At 52.4% G+C, this 15563-nt stretch carries 15 protein-coding genes; 1 reads left to right on the forward strand and 14 read right to left on the reverse strand.

The window, feature by feature from the left end; translation table 11 throughout:
* Positions 1-333 precede the first annotated feature (333 nt).
* The 9 genes from ABWV76_RS09175 to ABWV76_RS09215 all read right to left on the reverse strand — a co-directional run bounded on the left by ABWV76_RS09175 (position 334) and on the right by ABWV76_RS09215 (position 8383).
* Positions 334-1953 (reverse strand): M28 family metallopeptidase, encoded by a 1620-nt coding sequence (locus tag ABWV76_RS09175; RefSeq protein WP_353375819.1) that lies wholly within the window; start codon positions 1951-1953, stop codon positions 334-336.
* A 139-nt stretch (positions 1954-2092) separates the two neighbouring features.
* Positions 2093-2836 (reverse strand): hypothetical protein, encoded by a 744-nt coding sequence (locus ABWV76_RS09180; RefSeq protein ID WP_020413805.1) that lies wholly within the window; start codon positions 2834-2836, stop codon positions 2093-2095.
* Between the two features lie 10 nt (positions 2837-2846).
* Positions 2847-3257, reverse strand: a complete 411-nt coding sequence (locus ABWV76_RS09185) for an ACT domain-containing protein (protein WP_020413806.1) — start codon at positions 3255-3257, stop codon at positions 2847-2849.
* A 153-nt stretch (positions 3258-3410) separates the two neighbouring features.
* Entirely contained in the window at positions 3411-4127 is a 717-nt protein-coding gene (locus ABWV76_RS09190) for a hypothetical protein (protein WP_020413807.1), read from the reverse strand.
* 88 nt (positions 4128-4215) lie between these two features.
* On the reverse strand, positions 4216-4701 hold the full coding sequence (locus ABWV76_RS09195; RefSeq protein WP_353375820.1) for a hypothetical protein: 486 nt from the start codon (positions 4699-4701) through the stop codon (positions 4216-4218).
* A 265-nt stretch (positions 4702-4966) separates the two neighbouring features.
* Entirely contained in the window at positions 4967-5431 is a 465-nt protein-coding gene (locus ABWV76_RS09200; protein WP_282951995.1) for an ecotin family protein, read from the reverse strand.
* Between the two features lie 46 nt (positions 5432-5477).
* Positions 5478-6677, reverse strand: a complete 1200-nt coding sequence (locus ABWV76_RS09205) for a hypothetical protein (RefSeq protein WP_353375821.1) — start codon at positions 6675-6677, stop codon at positions 5478-5480.
* A 129-nt stretch (positions 6678-6806) separates the two neighbouring features.
* On the reverse strand, positions 6807-7493 hold the full coding sequence (locus ABWV76_RS09210; RefSeq protein WP_020413812.1) for a thiol:disulfide interchange protein DsbA/DsbL: 687 nt from the start codon (positions 7491-7493) through the stop codon (positions 6807-6809).
* Positions 7494-7723: 230 nt separating this feature from the next.
* Positions 7724-8383 carry a c-type cytochrome gene (locus tag ABWV76_RS09215; protein ID WP_020413813.1) on the reverse strand — a complete coding sequence of 220 codons (660 nt, stop codon included), beginning with the start codon at positions 8381-8383 and terminating at the stop codon, positions 7724-7726.
* Positions 8384-8507: 124 nt separating this feature from the next.
* Between ABWV76_RS09215 and yihA the strand changes: the two genes are divergently transcribed.
* Positions 8508-9167, forward strand: coding sequence for a ribosome biogenesis GTP-binding protein YihA/YsxC (gene yihA, locus ABWV76_RS09220; RefSeq protein ID WP_020413814.1), 660 nt, complete (start codon positions 8508-8510; stop codon positions 9165-9167).
* Between the two features lie 171 nt (positions 9168-9338).
* Here yihA and ABWV76_RS09225 read toward each other — a convergent pair whose 3' ends face one another.
* From ABWV76_RS09225 to polA, 5 genes are all read right to left on the reverse strand, one after another.
* The gene (locus ABWV76_RS09225) at positions 9339-9494 is read right to left on the reverse strand and encodes a hypothetical protein (protein WP_157533525.1); all 156 of its coding nucleotides are present in this window, start codon (positions 9492-9494) and stop codon (positions 9339-9341) included.
* A gap of 31 nt (positions 9495-9525) precedes the next feature.
* Entirely contained in the window at positions 9526-9984 is a 459-nt protein-coding gene (locus ABWV76_RS09230; protein ID WP_020413815.1) for a hypothetical protein, read from the reverse strand.
* 621 nt (positions 9985-10605) lie between these two features.
* Positions 10606-11574, reverse strand: coding sequence for a ribose-phosphate diphosphokinase (locus ABWV76_RS09235; RefSeq protein ID WP_353375822.1), 969 nt, complete (start codon positions 11572-11574; stop codon positions 10606-10608).
* A complete protein-coding gene (locus ABWV76_RS09240; protein ID WP_282951998.1) occupies positions 11571-12215 on the reverse strand; it encodes a dienelactone hydrolase family protein in 645 nt (214 codons plus the stop codon). Before ABWV76_RS09240 ends, ABWV76_RS09235 begins: the two co-directional genes overlap by 4 nt.
* A 456-nt stretch (positions 12216-12671) precedes the next feature.
* Positions 12672-15410 (reverse strand): DNA polymerase I, encoded by a 2739-nt coding sequence (gene polA / locus ABWV76_RS09245; protein WP_353375823.1) that lies wholly within the window; start codon positions 15408-15410, stop codon positions 12672-12674.
* Between the last annotated feature and the right edge of the window lie 153 nt (positions 15411-15563).

A 15563-nucleotide genomic window follows, 5' to 3' on the forward strand; every position in this document is an offset into this window, starting at 1 on the left:
CTTCACTCGTACCAACTGTGATTTTGCTTCATCTGGAACTTCATCAATAGAAGCTATTGTCAGTCCGCCCTTAGGAATAGATGCAGTATTTGACTGTAAAGTTATATTTGCCGATTTAGGTAATTTTCACATTGCACCAGTAGCAGGATCCACTATCAGCATACCAATAAGGCCGCCAATTAGAATATTACCTATGTTCCAACCATTCAGACCAGGTTGAATTTGAAAGCTCTGCTCTTTGTAACCAGCCATATGGCATTCAATCGTATAGCTTGCAGAAGAAAAGAATCCATTCACAAATTTTTTATAGATTTAATAAGAAGTTTTTACGGGCTACCTTCCAAACAACTCCCCAAAGAAATCCCCCTCATACCAGGATGGCTTGCCCTCAGCATCTGCCACTTCCCTGGCAATTAGGTAATTTACCTCGGTAAACTGCTTGGCAGCTATATAATTCACCCCTGCATCGGGAGCATCCCCGGGCTTGTGATAGCTCTCTTTCAGGAAGGCCACTTGCATAGCGATACCATCAATATTTGGATCCTGAGCCTCTCGTCCAGTAATCAGGTAAATTGAGGGAATACCTCGGCGCACAAAATTGTAGTGATCACTGCGAACAAAGATCACTTCTTCCGGCATGGGATCTGGGCTCAGTTTTAAGCCACTGCGCACTGCGGCACGCTCGGCAATCTGCCCCAAGGACGAGTGCTCGGCACCGAAGGCGATAATGTCGCGAAACGGGTACAGCAGCATAGGCATATCAAGATTGATATTGGCTACTATAGACTGCAAAGGAACGGTAGGATATTCAGCAAAGTAATCTGATCCTAACAGCCCTTTCTCTTCTCCGGTCACAGCCACAAATAATAGTGAGCGCCGTGGTGCATGACCGGATTCCACGAACAGACGCGCAGTTTCCAGCATTACTGCTATGCCTGCTGCATTGTCCTGGGCACCATAGTAAATTTGGCCATCCTCTTTTTTACCAATATGATCAAGGTGGGCCGAGAAGACTACATATTCATTTTTTAAAAGGGGATCACTGCCAGGTAATACTGCCACCACATTGGGACTGGTAATTTCCTTATGTTTGGAACTAGTACCTAGTGCTGCACTGTAAGGCAGTGGAAATCCCTTCGGATTCTGACCTTTTTCAATATCGCTGAAGATGCTTTCCAGGCTGCTTTGCGCACCGACAAATAGCTTGGCCGCTGCTTCGCTGCTGAGCATAACACCTGGGTGCAACCCGGGAGTTGCACTGCCCGGGTTGCCTTCCCTATTAACCCAATCAAAGGTGTCATCGTGACGATGCTCCGCATAGCGGGCAAAGGGGCGACGCTTTTCCCTTTCCGGGGTATATACGGTGATGTAGCCGACGGCCCCGTGGCGGGCGGCAGTTTCACGCTTATTACGGCTTGAAGCGTAGTGGGCTCCAACTTCACTGGGTAGGCTCTCGGGACGTCCACTCAGGATCACCGCCACCTTGCCCTGAACATTTAAGCCAGCATAATCATTGAGGTTGTACTCAGGGGCCTCGATTCCGTAACCAACAAACACCAAATCTGCTTCCAGGCTACTGCGCTCACTGACCGCCGATGGACCTGCGATAAAGTCCTCGCCAAAACGGAAAGTGACATGCCCACTCTTCCCTTTCAGGACAAAGCTAGGCTCTGCACCATTCCAGCTTGCACTGCGGAAAGGCACGTCCTGGAAGTAACCCTCATCACCGGCGGGGACCAGCCCCATACGTTCGAACTGTTCCGCAACATACTGTGCAGCCTTGCGATAACCCTCACTGCCGGTATCGCGACCTTCCAGTTCAGCCGATGCCAAGTAATCCACATCCCGGCGGATATGGTCGGTATTGGCACTGGGAGCGGAAGTCGTGGGGACAGTGGTGCAGGCCACCAACAGGGCCACCAAAAGGGCACTGAACAGGATCTTGCTTCTCATGGGAGCTCTACTTCTCAATAAACCATCGCGACGGGTTGATGCCGCCAGTAAAAGGGGCGCAAGCTTATCACGATAGACAGTAACTGCGTGCAGAATACCGTTAGCGATTATTTACCCAAAATTGGTATCGGAATAACTTTCAGGCTGCCTTATCAATCCCCGGGAAAGCCCGCTCCACGGCGGTAACTACCTTTTCATAGGCGCAATCAGGACAAAATTCACCGTGGGCAGCCAATAGATGTAGGAAACTTAGGCCTAGCAAACGCCGAAAGTCGACCTGTAAATGATAACTGGGGTCACCTCCATCCGGGGTCATACGCGTGCGCCATGCAGGTGGAATCTGCATTCCACAACGCAAACCGGATAAGCGCAAGAGATTGCGGCCAAACCAGTTACAACCACCCCAACTACCCCAATACTGCAAGGCATCACAGCTCAGCAGCAAACCACCATTAAACGGCAACCAAAGCACTGCCTCTGGAAAACGGCTGTGGCAAAATTCCAGGAAACGTCCATCAGGTATAGGGCACTCTCCATTCTCCCTGATCACCCGGTCAGCACCAGGGGGATAAAAATCAGAGCCAACCTGCCGCCAAAAGGTAAGGTCGAAATGATCTCGGTAATAGAGGTCATCTTGGCCATGATGGTAACCGAGACGGACTGCATGGCGGACGCTACCGAGATCGCGCAACTTTTCCTCCTGTTGAGGACGCAGACGTACGGGGTTTATCAAAGTTAGATCTTCTCGCCAACGCACTATGGCCATATTACGATTAATAGTCACACCGGGAGCCAGTTTTACGGTGCCCGGAACGCAGAACAGATCTGGCAAGAGCTGGCGAATCTCTCCGTGGGGTTGGGCTTGTGGATAGTTGATTCGCACTGGCTTTCGCTCAGGTGTACTGCACCCGATTGCTTATACCCCGCAATAGCTGCAGGGCGCGTTCGGCGCTGTCTTCCGGAACAAAGATATGGTCGTGACGCAAAGCAGTCACCACATTGGCAACGATACCGGCTTCTGCCAACTCCCCAGCGATAGTTGCAGTCAATCCCACCGCACTGAGTCCAGAAAATACCTGTAAAGTAATCTGTCGAAATGGTGCGCTAGAGGCGATGCCATATTGTTGGGCCAGGTGTAACGGCATTATTGCACTCATGCCCTCCCCTTCGCGGAAGATACACAGGCTTTCCGCCAGTATTTCCTCGAGACGAGTATCAGACACCTGACAAAAAACGAAAGTTTCTTCCTGCAGTTTTGGATACATATTTCGCAAGATCTTGGCGAGGGAGACTTCAGCACTCATATCCTAATGCCATTTTTTTGAAGACCTTCAGCGATTGATAACCAATAGCTACCTTGTATCCACAAGCCACCAGCTATGAATTCTTGGAAAAATGACCAGATGCTCTGAACATGTTCTGTTTAGGAGCACCCCTTAGGCTTGGAGATTTTTATTCTAATTTCGCTTGCGCTTCTTCACGCCTTTTTTTGCAGTTTCTTTTAATTCCTCCCCCTCAAATTCCGGTTCACCTTGAGCCGGAGTAGTATCCACTTCTAAATCCGGGGACTCCTCTCTCTCCCAGCTTTTCAAGGCTGAATCGATATCTTTCTCAAGATCCAGGCTAGGAAATTCCGGGCAAGGCGCATCCCGTTCCGGGTCGTGCCAAGCAGAGAGGGGGGCAACAAAAACCACCAGAGATTTATGCAGCCTATTGCGGCCGATACTCACTTCCGTCCAGGTAGTCTGCCAAGCAAACTTTCCCCGCACTGCATAGTCACTTTCATAAGATTTCAGGGTCAGGAAATACGGATATATTTTTCCACGACGACAAATAATCCTGCGGCCGGTTTTGATATTTGCCATCTGTGTGAATGGGTCAAAGTACCAATGTATATCGTACCCAAAAGCAAACTGCATTTTCCCTTTCTTATTCGGTAGAAATGCATAAGAGCGACCAGTACCATCTGGTTTTAAACTCCAGACATGGCGGGCTTCACCATCTCTGGAGATTAACCAGGCGCCAACCCACTGACTGGCATTAAGACGAGACTGTGCATGCCAACCATCGACTCGCGTTTTCTCTTTTTCTTTCTTATTAATTTCCTCTTTCGCAAATACCGAGGTACAGGTGAGCATAAATATCAGAGCGACAGTCAGGCACCTCTGAATCACGAAGCTTCTCCGGAGGTTGGCAAATTCTTCCCTGAGTGGATTACTCCTGGCTTTGACATTTCGAGCCTGAAATGACATTGAAAAGCGCTCAGCTGGCAATATTCGGACAATTGCTACCCGCTTTCGGTGTACGCCAGCTGCTGAGTCGACGCTGGAAGCTCAGTAAGCCACCTCCCGCCTGCAGCCAGTGTCGACCATCAATCACTGCGAATAGCAGCGTGGATTTACTCCAACCCCGAAATGCCACTGACACCACACCGCCCTTACAGTGAACCGAAGCGCCGGTGCGAACCCGCACTCGATCACCATCGAGCTGCCAGTTGATTGCGAATCCATGGGTCAGGCGTCCACCAGAGTTAAAGCCATAGGCATAGCCAGAACCATCGGCGTTCAGCTGCCAAACCAATTGGTCATCACCCTCGCTAACCACCAGCCAGTTGCCAGCCCATTTCTGTTGCGCTGACTCCGCTGCAGCTGCTAGTGGCAACAGCAGAAAAAGCACCAAGACGACGGCATAAGTCTGAAAGAGGGAAACCAGGACACGATTCGATAGGGAAAGACGCAAATACTTCATGCGCTACTCTACTGTGTCAGCCCGCGGAAGCTACCGCGAGGTGGAGTTTCTGCGAACGGCGGCCAAGTTGCCACCAATTTTCCTGTCCGGTTACAGCCTTGGCGACCGGCGTGAAAAGTTGCTTAGGCGCTCCTTTTCACATCCTTTGCTTAGTAAGGCTAGACGCAAAATCCCACAGTGGCATTAGAAGCATTAAAAATATTAAATGAGACGCCAGAAAGGCGCATGGAATAAATAGGTTTGATCAAGAGAAGGAGAGCGGTCTTTACCGGGTGCGCGCATCAGACATATTTTTATCCGCCCGCCACACGCGATACTTGAGCTGTACACCTTGTGGCATGTACACCACCAGCGGCAGGCTACTTCTGTAAGGCAGTATAAGGCCTTCAGCCCGCACGCGAATAAAGCGCCTCGACTCAGACCCCGGCGCACATACCTTTTGTGTATCAGGTGTTGCCTTCAGTTCAGACAAAACATAGTAGGGATAGCCCCAGCCCGGTAATAACTGGCGCTCCAGCGGTGCAGAGAAGCTTTGCAGGTTACAATCTGCGACTTCACTCTTTCCTGGCACCAGTTCCACCATAAAACGGCTTTCATCCACTACTTTTGGCAGCTGAATAACATGGCGCTGCTTTCCCTCCACTTCCACCGGGAAGGCGTCCAGTGGCTCCGCGGCCTGGGCCGTTAGACTACTAAAAAGAACCAGTGATGCAACGAAGGATCTTGCCATTGGGACTTCCTCAGCTAACGACCTCTGTTCTGGCGCACAAACCTCCTTAAAGTTTAGACAGCTTTTTCCGCCGCAGCCCCCACCACAGAGTTAATCCCAACACCAGGGCCACGATAAAGAGCAGCAAAGCTCCAAAGAATTTATAGCCTCTGTCCACTGCTGGTTCGATTCGGGTCTGTGCCGAAGCCAGCATGGCCCGCAGGTCTTGGAAGGAGGCAATTACCTTAGTATTCGGCGCACCTGTTAATACTTGACTGCGAAGCAGCTGCCATCGCGACTGTAGTTGGCTCATTAGTACTTGGTCCCGAACTTCAATTTGTGACCGCAGAGGGAGATAACCTTCGCGATAGGCGAGCATCAGCTTGTGGTAGGCACCGGCTTTATCTCCACTGCGATAATCCGTGAGCGCCAGTTGCAGCAGGCCATCAGCCCTGGCCAATGGGGGCTCCAGCGCGCGCACTAAGTGAGGGTGGGCACGCCACCACATCAAAGCCTTCTGTGCATCAGCTGGCAATTCTACCGGGCGTGTGACCGCCAGACCGGGCAAGCCCACCAGGGCTGGGTAACGCTCAGCGATATCTGCAGCCGGAGGCAACTGACCTTGAACTGAAAAAGCAGCCACGGTCACTGCCAGTGCCCAACGCTGCCAGACAGTCAGACTGCCATCAATATCAAGTCCATGAATCTCATCAACCGTGGGGTCCAAAGTGTTATAGAGGTCATAGAGACTGAAATTGCCTATTCGGGATGCTTCGAGAAAACCCGGCCCGCTCACTCCACCCTCACCCTGGCCACCGTGACAGCTGGCACAACGGTCTTGATAGAGAGGCATAGCAAGGCTCGCTGCCGGCAGTGTGTGGGCCGGTGACCTTTGCATTTGGTAAAGAGCCGCCAATCGGTCGGCCAGTTCATTGGCGCGCCGCCTCACCGTTTTCCCACTCTCCCTGCGCTCTATAGCCTTACCTAATTCGGTGATTCCCTTTTCTAGAGAGTTACGGCCAGGCCGATCTGGTAGCTGCAGCACCAACTGCAGAGCCTGAGTGACATGTTGTTGCTGCAATTGGTAGAGCCCGGTGTCGAGCAACTTGCCACCATCCACAGCGTCGCCGTAGTCCACTGCGATATAGGAGAGGAGGTTGCTGGCTCGCGCAGCCAGCCTGTCGTTCTCTGGGGCAAGCTGTGCCAACAGAATTTCAGGGGACAGGGCCAGGAAGCAAAGGCAGAGCCAGATCCATTTGTATCTCATGGGTACTTCCCGGTGGGCATTGCAGCCAAAGGGCGCCGCATAGGCACAAGTTTGGTCTAAAGATTGGTCCTACAGGAACGCCGGATATAAAAAACCCCGCTCAAGGCGGGGTTTGTCTCAACAGGAATGTCAACCGCGATCTGCGCGTTCCTTAGCGATTAGGTAATCCGCCACCTGCAGCATCACTTCCTGGGAGTTGCTCTTGCCCTTATAGCCTGGCAATGAGGAACTGATACGATACTTTCCGGCTACAACCACTTCTGGAGTACCTGTCATTTTGTAGGCACGCTGATTGGCCATACCTTGCTTAACCTTGCTGTTGATGGCGAAGGAGTTCATCAGCTTGGCAGCCTTGGCACCGTCAGCACCGTGCTTGTTAAACAAGGCTTCAATTGCCTGCAGGTCCGGCTTCCAATTACGTCCCTCGCGGGTAGCCAGCATCTGGCGCTGGTTGTAGATAGTATTGAACAGCGGAGTATGCATTTTCTCCAGAACACCCATAGCATCAGCCACGTAGAACAGGCGCGCGTGCACATCCATCACAGGCTGCCAAATGGCGGGCAACTTAAGCAGAGCAACATCACTGGGCATATTCTTTTTCCAGCGATCCAGAGTAGGTTCGAAATGGTAGCAGTGAGCACAGCCGTACCAGAACATTTCAGTAACTTCGATTTTGTTATTGCTCTTTTGTGCAACCGCCTGTGGTAGTACCTGATAGTGCTGGCCAGCCTTAAACTCGCCGCTTTCCTGGGCACAGGCCACCAGACTGAACAATACAGCCACTACCATCGTTATTGGGGCGAGAACTGCTCTCATAATAAGTCTTCTCCAACTTGTACATTCGTGATTCGAATACCGGCTTGCGACTGGCTGGCGGACCACAGAGGACACAATAGACAACGCAGATTATTTAAGTTCCCGTTGCCACTCGCAAGGAAACGCCGTAAAAGCTGCAATACTTTACCCAATTCCCCGGCCTTTAAGCGAGCTTCGGGTACAAAAAAGGCCGGTGTGTGACCGGCCTCTCGTTACTGTGACTGGGTGATTTACTCTGTCAGACCAGCAATGTAGTTGGCCACAGCCTTAATCTCTGCATCAGAGAGCTGCTTGGCTACGGTACGCATGGTGCGGGTATCGCCATCATTATCGCGGGTACCAGCGCGGAAAGCTTTAAGTTGAGCCTCAATGTACTCGGGATACTGACCGGACAGACGCGGGTAACCAGCGGGCGCATTGCCCAATCCAGTGGGAGAGTGACAACCCATACATGCGGGCACCCCGGTCTCCATATTGCCGGCTCGGTACAGCTTGCGCCCGAACGCCAGGCCGTCAACACTGTCTCCACTGTTTAATTTAATGGCGATCGCCTCGGAACCGGAGAGTTGCATGGGCTGGGAAGCGAAGTAAGCGGCAATATCCTGCAGATCCTGGTCATTGAAGTTATCCAGCTGGCCAATCATCTGCGGCACATCGCGGGTTTTGTCCTGGATGTCCTTGAGCTGCTTATAGAGATATTTTTCGCCGAGGCCGGCAATTTTTGGGAAGGCCGGGGCCAGGCTGTTGCCATCAGTACCGTGACAAGCGGCGCACTGGGCGGCTTTCGCCTTGCCCGCAGCAGCATCGCCCGAGGCCATTGCAAAGGGTACGGCCCCCAGGCCGATAACCAAACCGAGTGCCAGAGCAGTGTTCTTGATAATGCTGTTCATACGTCGTCCCGTTGCGCGCTGAGATATGGCGTTTCGTGTCGCCCCCAATAGTCCTGCGACGCGAAAACCGCGGCATTATATACTTGCGCGCCAAGCGAGTGTACCGAATCAGCAGACTTAAACGATGTCAATTACCGAATTTGAAGCCCAACCGCAAAAACTGAACTATCGTACTATACGATTTCTTACCAGTGCCCCCACCCTGACTGAGTGTCCAGAGGACTCAGGTGCGGAGGTAGCGTTCGCCGGCCGCTCCAATGCGGGCAAATCCAGCGCCATAAACGCCCTTACCGGCAATAACAAATTAGCACGCACCTCTAAAACCCCTGGTCGCACCCAGCTGATCAACTTCTTCAGCCTTTCTGAGCAACAGCGCCTGGTGGACCTGCCGGGATACGGCTACGCCAAAGTAGCCCGCGCCATGAAGGACGAATGGCAACGCCACCTGGCCGAATACCTGGAGCAGCGCACCTGCCTGAAAGGCCTGGTGCTATTGATGGATATTCGCCAACCTCTCAAAGAGTTCGATATACATATGCTCACATGGGCCGTTGAAGCCGGTCTGCCTGTGCATATCCTACTCACCAAGGCAGACAAACTAAAAAATGGCCCCGCTAACAATGCCCGCTTTGCTGTAGAAAAGGCCATCAAACAGCAGGGCCTCGACCGTGGTGTAACGGTGCAGACTTTTTCCTCCACCAAGAAAGCTGGATTGGACAAACTGGAGCGTAAATTAAACGCATGGCTTGCCCCACCAGTAGAGGGAAATACAGCAGGGGGCTAATGTATCACTTGCCGAAGGAGCCTCAACCGGGGGGACGAATCCCAGATCAGGCTCCAAACTGCCACCAATACCTTTCCCACCGCTCAAGACCTGTACAGTAGATATCAATAAGGTGGCGACCAGAGAGGTCGGGGACTCAAAGGCCGCCAGATCTATTTAACCCCACTGGGCCTAACCGCGCTTCGCAACTGGCATCAGGGCACGTAATAAGACCTTGCGCAACCGTTGATGCGCCCTGGGCGTTGGACAGAATAGCTCTTCAGCAGAGAGGTACCGCTGTGCCAATAACTCAACAAGAGTCTCCTCGCGAATAGCAACTGTGAGCAAATCCGAAGGCTCCCCAGCGGGAGACTGTTCCTCAGTGCAGGCGCCAACTCGTTTCGGCTCCAGTTGCGGCTTTGCCTCTGGGGACTGCTGACATGAATTCTCCTGAGCCATCTGGGTAGAGGGCACTAATGCATTCAGCGGCAACCTTATTTTTATCGCGCTCTCCCAGCTGGCGGGCGAGTACTGAACTGGCTCCCGCGAGGATGTAGTGGTGTAATTTTTCATCGCCCTGCTCCCGGTAAGCTTCCATCAGGCTGGCCGCGCTCTCGCTAAAGCGCTGCGCAGAAACGGCATAGCTGGGCCACTGGCGTGCCAGCAACATACCGGCAACATCAAAAGCACACCCCAGATAAGGAATAGCCTCCGAGTGATGTCCATCTTCTATAAGGAGCCTGCCGCGCTCCATCCAGTCTAACCACGCCTTTTCTGCACGATCCCTGTTATCGAACAACCATTGACGGTGATTTGCACATAGGTAACGTAAATTCACGGTAACCCCCCTGTTAGAACTCAATTAACATTAATGCGAACCATTATCATTTGCAAGTAAGTCAGGAAGGTTTTTCTGCAAATCTGCGAGGGGGCTACACCGAATAAAAAAAGCCGGCAGATGGGGGCTGCCGGCTAGGGGTCAGTGCCCTTGGGGTGGGGCACTTCCAGACGTATCCAGGGGGACGGATACGCCTGAGGGTTCCTTGATAACACATCCTTAACCTACTTGAAGGCTAGGCTGGTGCCAGAAACATTCCCAGCCACCAACCGGTATCATCGAAGAACTGTAAATACTATGCTCACAGAGAAATAAATTCAGGAAATAGATTCCATTCACGCAATGAAAAGGAGACTTACGGAGGGTAACTCTCGTAAGAAAAAATCTTCTGGGACAAAAAAAAACCCCGGAGTTGGGGAAGTCCGGGGTTAAAAAGCTGAACGCTTTGGGGTTAGGGAGCAACAATGATCTGTACTTTCTGATACATCACCACCCCCATTTGTTCCCAGGGCTTGCGTAAATAAATGTAAACTGCCAGCTATCCGTTGAAACCAACGCAACCAGATCAACGAAGCAGGCGCCAGTAACAATTGTGGCGTTATTCTCAACTCCCACGCGCCCTCAAATAGTTAGCTCACTCACCGGGCCGGCGGTATGCAGGCGGCGGATTGCTTCGGCCACCAGGGGGGCACAATCCACCAATTCACAATTCTTGGGCAAGTTCACCTGAGGCAAAGAATTAGTGACAGCCAGACACTCCAAGGGGAGGCGCGCCAATTCATTTCGAGCATCACCACTAAATTGGCCGTGACTGGCCAGCGCCAATAACCGTTCCGCTCCTGCTCTCTGCGCAGCACCTGCGGCACAGCAGAGCGTAGCGCCACTGGCAATCAAGTCATCTACGATAACGACCGCAGCCCCGGCAACTTTACCGACCAATGTGCCACCAGTCAGCTGCTCTCCACGCCGGTACTTCTCGACAAACACCCTACCAATCGGACGCTGTAATCGCTCACCCAGTGCCTTGCGCAATTTTTCCGCCCGCTTTATGCCACCCTCATCCGGAGACAGCACAACCAATGGCCGCGTTTCATTCGCCAGGCGCGGTACGGCGAAATCCAACAGTAGAGATTCGGCCAATAAATGTACTGTGCGACAGCGGAAAGCATTTTCAAAGGAGGAAAGATTATGGGCATCCAATGTCACTACTGTGTGCGCACCCACCGCCTCCAATAAGCTGGCGAGATAGCGGGTAGGCAGTGGGTCGCGCAGGTTGGTGCGCCGATCTTTGCGTCCATAACACAGGTAAGGCATCACCGCGGTTATCCGCATTGCACCGGCATCCCGCAAAGCTCCAATGAAAAACAAGCTGCGCAACAATTTTTCATCCACACTGCTATGAGGGTCGACATATAAGGATTGCACCAGGAATACGTCTGCCCCCTCCACATCATCAAGGGGGCGCACTTTGTGCTCTCCATCAGCAAAATAGCGCTCTTCATGTCGAGCCAGTGGCTCTCCAAGGGCTGCCGCCACTCGCCCGCCAAAATCGGCACCGGCATCCAGACTGAAAAGTTTCAAACGGCTCATAACAGGTTCGTGCGAAACCAGCGGCTAGTAAGATGCACTACCTCATCCATGGCGCCGGGCTCCTCAAACAGGTGACCCGCATGGGGAATAATCTGTAACCGAGGACCATTTACCATATGCGTCAGGGCCTCTTTGTTCATCTCCAATACCTGCTTGTCATCCCCTCCGACCAGCAACAGCGTCGGCGCTTTCACCAGCGGCAGATCAGAGCCAGCAAGATCCGGCCGACCACCGCGCGAGACCACTGCGCCTACCAGGGACGGCCGCTCAGCGGCAGCCACCAGGGCTACGGCGGCACCTGTACTGGCACCGAACAAACCAACTCTCAGGTGCTCAGTGCTCTCCTCATGGGCCGACCAGTCCAGAACTTCCACAAGGCGCCTTGCGCTCAGGTCGATATCAAAGCGGTACTCGCAAGTAGAAGCATCGGCGCGACTCTCTTCGACACTCAATAAGTCAAACAACAATGTGGCAAAACCAGCATCATTCAGTCTACTGGCAACAGTCAGATTGCGCGGACTGGCCCTGTTGCTGCCGCTGCCGTGAGCAAACACTATCAGTGCCCGCGCCCCCTGTGGCAGCGTGAGCGAGGCGTTCAAAGTTATGTCTTCTGTCGCCAGCGCTATGGCTTGGCTCTGCATCCACTGCCTCCAACAGACAATTGGCCAGGCACGATAGTGTCCCTGGGATAAAGAAGCCTGAAGAAAAACCAGAATGAATAAATTCTCTGTTGTGCTCAGACTAGACCAGCAGAACGCCAGAAGCTCTGCCAATTGGAGCCAAATGGCTTAAACCATTAACAGTTTAGGTTGTGGGAGTTAGAAGTCTTAGGGCAAAAAAATGCCCCGGACTTGGGGGAGTTCCGGGGCAAACATCTGACTTCCTTGGGGGATGATGACGCATTCCAACAATCTTGCCTTTTTAGAAAGTCTGTCGCCGGAACAGTTCCACGAATTTATGCAAAGAAAGTAAAAACGCCGATCAAAACACGAAGATTGGCGCTATTTTCTTCAAACAAGCACCTGTGTAACCGCCAAGGTGACAAAAGTCACGATGGTATATCCATCTTGTGGCGCCAAAGTGCTTTTAAGGCAAAATCAGTGGGCCTCATCCCAGCTTTTGCCACGGCCGACATCGACAATTAACGGCACATGCAATTGGGCGGCACCCTGCATCAGTTCCACTAAACCATTGGCCACTGTCTCTATCTCCCCTTTGGGTACCTCAAGCACTAGTTCATCGTGCACCTGCATAATCAGCTTACTAGACAGCTCTTCTTCAGTGAGCCAGGCATCAACGGCGATCATAGCGCGCTTGATAATGTCAGCGGCGGTACCCTGCATGGGCGCATTGATCGCTGTACGCTCAGCGGCTTGGCGCTGCATACCATTGCGCGAATTAATTTCCGGAAGATACAGCCGGCGACCAAACAGCGTCTCGACATAGCCTTTTTCTGCAGCCTGGGCACGTGTTTCCTCCATATAGCGCAACACACCCGGGTAGCGTTCGAAATAACGATCGATATAAGTCTGTGCATCGCCGCGCGGAATATCCAATTGCTTTGCCAGGCCAAAAGCGGACATGCCATAGATCAAACCAAAGTTGATCGCTTTGGCCCGGCGGCGCTGTTCGTCGCTCACCTCGCCCAAAGCCACTTCAAAGACCTCGGCTGCGGTGGCGCGGTGGATATCCGCTCCCTGGGCAAAGGCATCCAGAAGCCCCCTGTCGCCAGACAAATGCGCCATGATACGAAGCTCAATCTGTGAATAATCCGCCGCGATAATTTCGCTGCCACCATTAATTCGGGGGTCGGCAGTAAAAGCTCGACGAATTCGACGTCCTTCCTCAGTGCGAATAGGAATATTCTGCAAATTGGGATCACTGGAAGACAGCCGACCTGTGGCCGCCACCGCCTGGTGATAAGAGGTATGCACGCGTCCGCTGCTGGGGTCGATCATTTTTGGCAGTTTATCGGTATAGGTATTTTTCAACTTTGCCAAACCTCGGTACTGCATGATCAGGGCCGGCAGCTCATGGTTATGAGCCAGCTCCTGCAGCACCGCCTCTGCCGTAGAAGGTGCTCCTTTAGGGGTCTTTTTAATTACCGGAATCTGAAGTTTCTCAAATAAGATGGCGCCAAGCTGCTTGGTGGAGCCCAGGTTAAATTCCTCACCTGCTACATCGTAGGCCTGTTGCTCCAGCTCTCGCATTTTCTGCTCAAGCTCCGCGCTCTGCTCCGCGAGCATCTTCGCATCAATATAGGCACCACTACGTTCCATACGCGAGAGTACCGGCAACAGTGGCATCTCGATCTCATCGAGCACCTTTATCAGAGTTGGCTCCCGCCTCAACCGTGAATCCAACTCATTGTGTAACCGTAGGGTGATATCCGCGTCTTCAGCCGCATAGGGGCCAGCCTTATCCAGCTCAATCTGGTTGAAAGTGAGCTGCTTTACACCTTTTCCTGCAATATCCTCAAAGTGCACCGTATGCTCACCAAGGTACTTGAGCGCCAAGCTGTCCATATCATGGCGACTGCCGGTACTATCAAGCACATAGGATTCCAACATGGTATCCCGTGTGATGCCGCGGAGCTCTATGCCGTAATTGGCCAGAATATGACTATCGTACTTGAGATTCTGACCCACTTTTTTCTGCCTGGCATCCTCCAGCAGGGGCTTTAGTTTTTGCAAAACCTCTTCAAAGGGTAACTGCTCAGGTGCCCCCATATAGTCATGGGCCAGGGGAACGTACGCGGCGCGGTGTGGTTGAACGGCAAAAGACACCCCCACCAGTTTTGCCTGCATATAGTTAAGGCTCGTGGTTTCGGTATCAAAGGCGAACATATCTGAGTCTTTTAGCTGCTGCAGCCAAGCATCAAATTCCGCCATATCCGTCACTGTAACGTAATCCCGCTCAACAGCCTCAGCCATAGCTTCATCGGCTTCCTCACTGGTCAGCTCCTCCAACCAGCCGCGAAATTCATTTTGTGTAAACAGTTCTATCAATGCCTCTGTATTAGGCTCAGCATTGTGCAGGTCCTGTGGATGGTAAGGCATTTCTACATCGGTTTTGATGGTCGCAAGCTTGTAGGAAAGCTCTGCCGCCTCGCGATGCTCCGCCATTTTCTTGCCGAGGGTCTTGGCACCGCGAAAACCTAGAGGCGCAATAGCATCCAGATTGGCGTAAATATCCTTGATTCCGCCTAGATTCTGTAACAATGCCAGTGCAGTTTTCTCACCTACTCCGGGAACACCGGGTATGTTGTCGGACTTATCTCCCATCAGGGCGAGGAAGTCGATAATCAGCTCAGGCCCAACCCCAAATTTTTTTACAACACCATCACTATCCATTTCAGTGTTGGACATGGTATTGACCAGGGTGACGCCGGGGCGCACGAGTTGCGCCATATCTTTATCACCGGTGGAGATAATGACTTCCTGACCTTTGCGCTGGGCTTCCAAAGCCAGGGTACCGATTACGTCATCCGCCTCAACACCATCAACTACCAGGCGCGGCAGTCCCATGGCGTCGATGATGTCGTGGATCGGCTGAATCTGCTCACGCAGATCGTCGGGCATAGGCGGGCGATGGGACTTGTACTCAGCAAACATCTCATCGCGAAAAGTCTTGCCCTTGGCATCAAATACCACCACTACAGGGCTATCCGGATGCTCCTTCAAATGGCGGCGCAGCATGCTGATCACACCACGCACTGCCCCGGTGGGTTTACCCTGGGTGGTAGCCAGTGGCGGCAGGGCATGAAAAGCGCGGTAAAGGTAGGACGAGCCATCCACCAGGATCAGAGGGGCGGCGTGGGTATCTTGTTTACTCATAAATTATGGGAATCTTGCTTGCTTATTAGGGCGCTTGGCGCGAATGGCAGGCTGATAGGATAACGCCCTTCACATAGTTTTTCCGCCTATCGAGATCCTTCACAGGCAATTGCCGCCTCTGTACCCCACATTGCATCAAAGCCAACTCGCCTC

Origin of the sequence: Microbulbifer sp. NBRC 101763 (assembly GCF_040371615.1) — a bacterium.
GTDB lineage: Bacteria > Pseudomonadota > Gammaproteobacteria > Pseudomonadales > Cellvibrionaceae > Microbulbifer > Microbulbifer variabilis.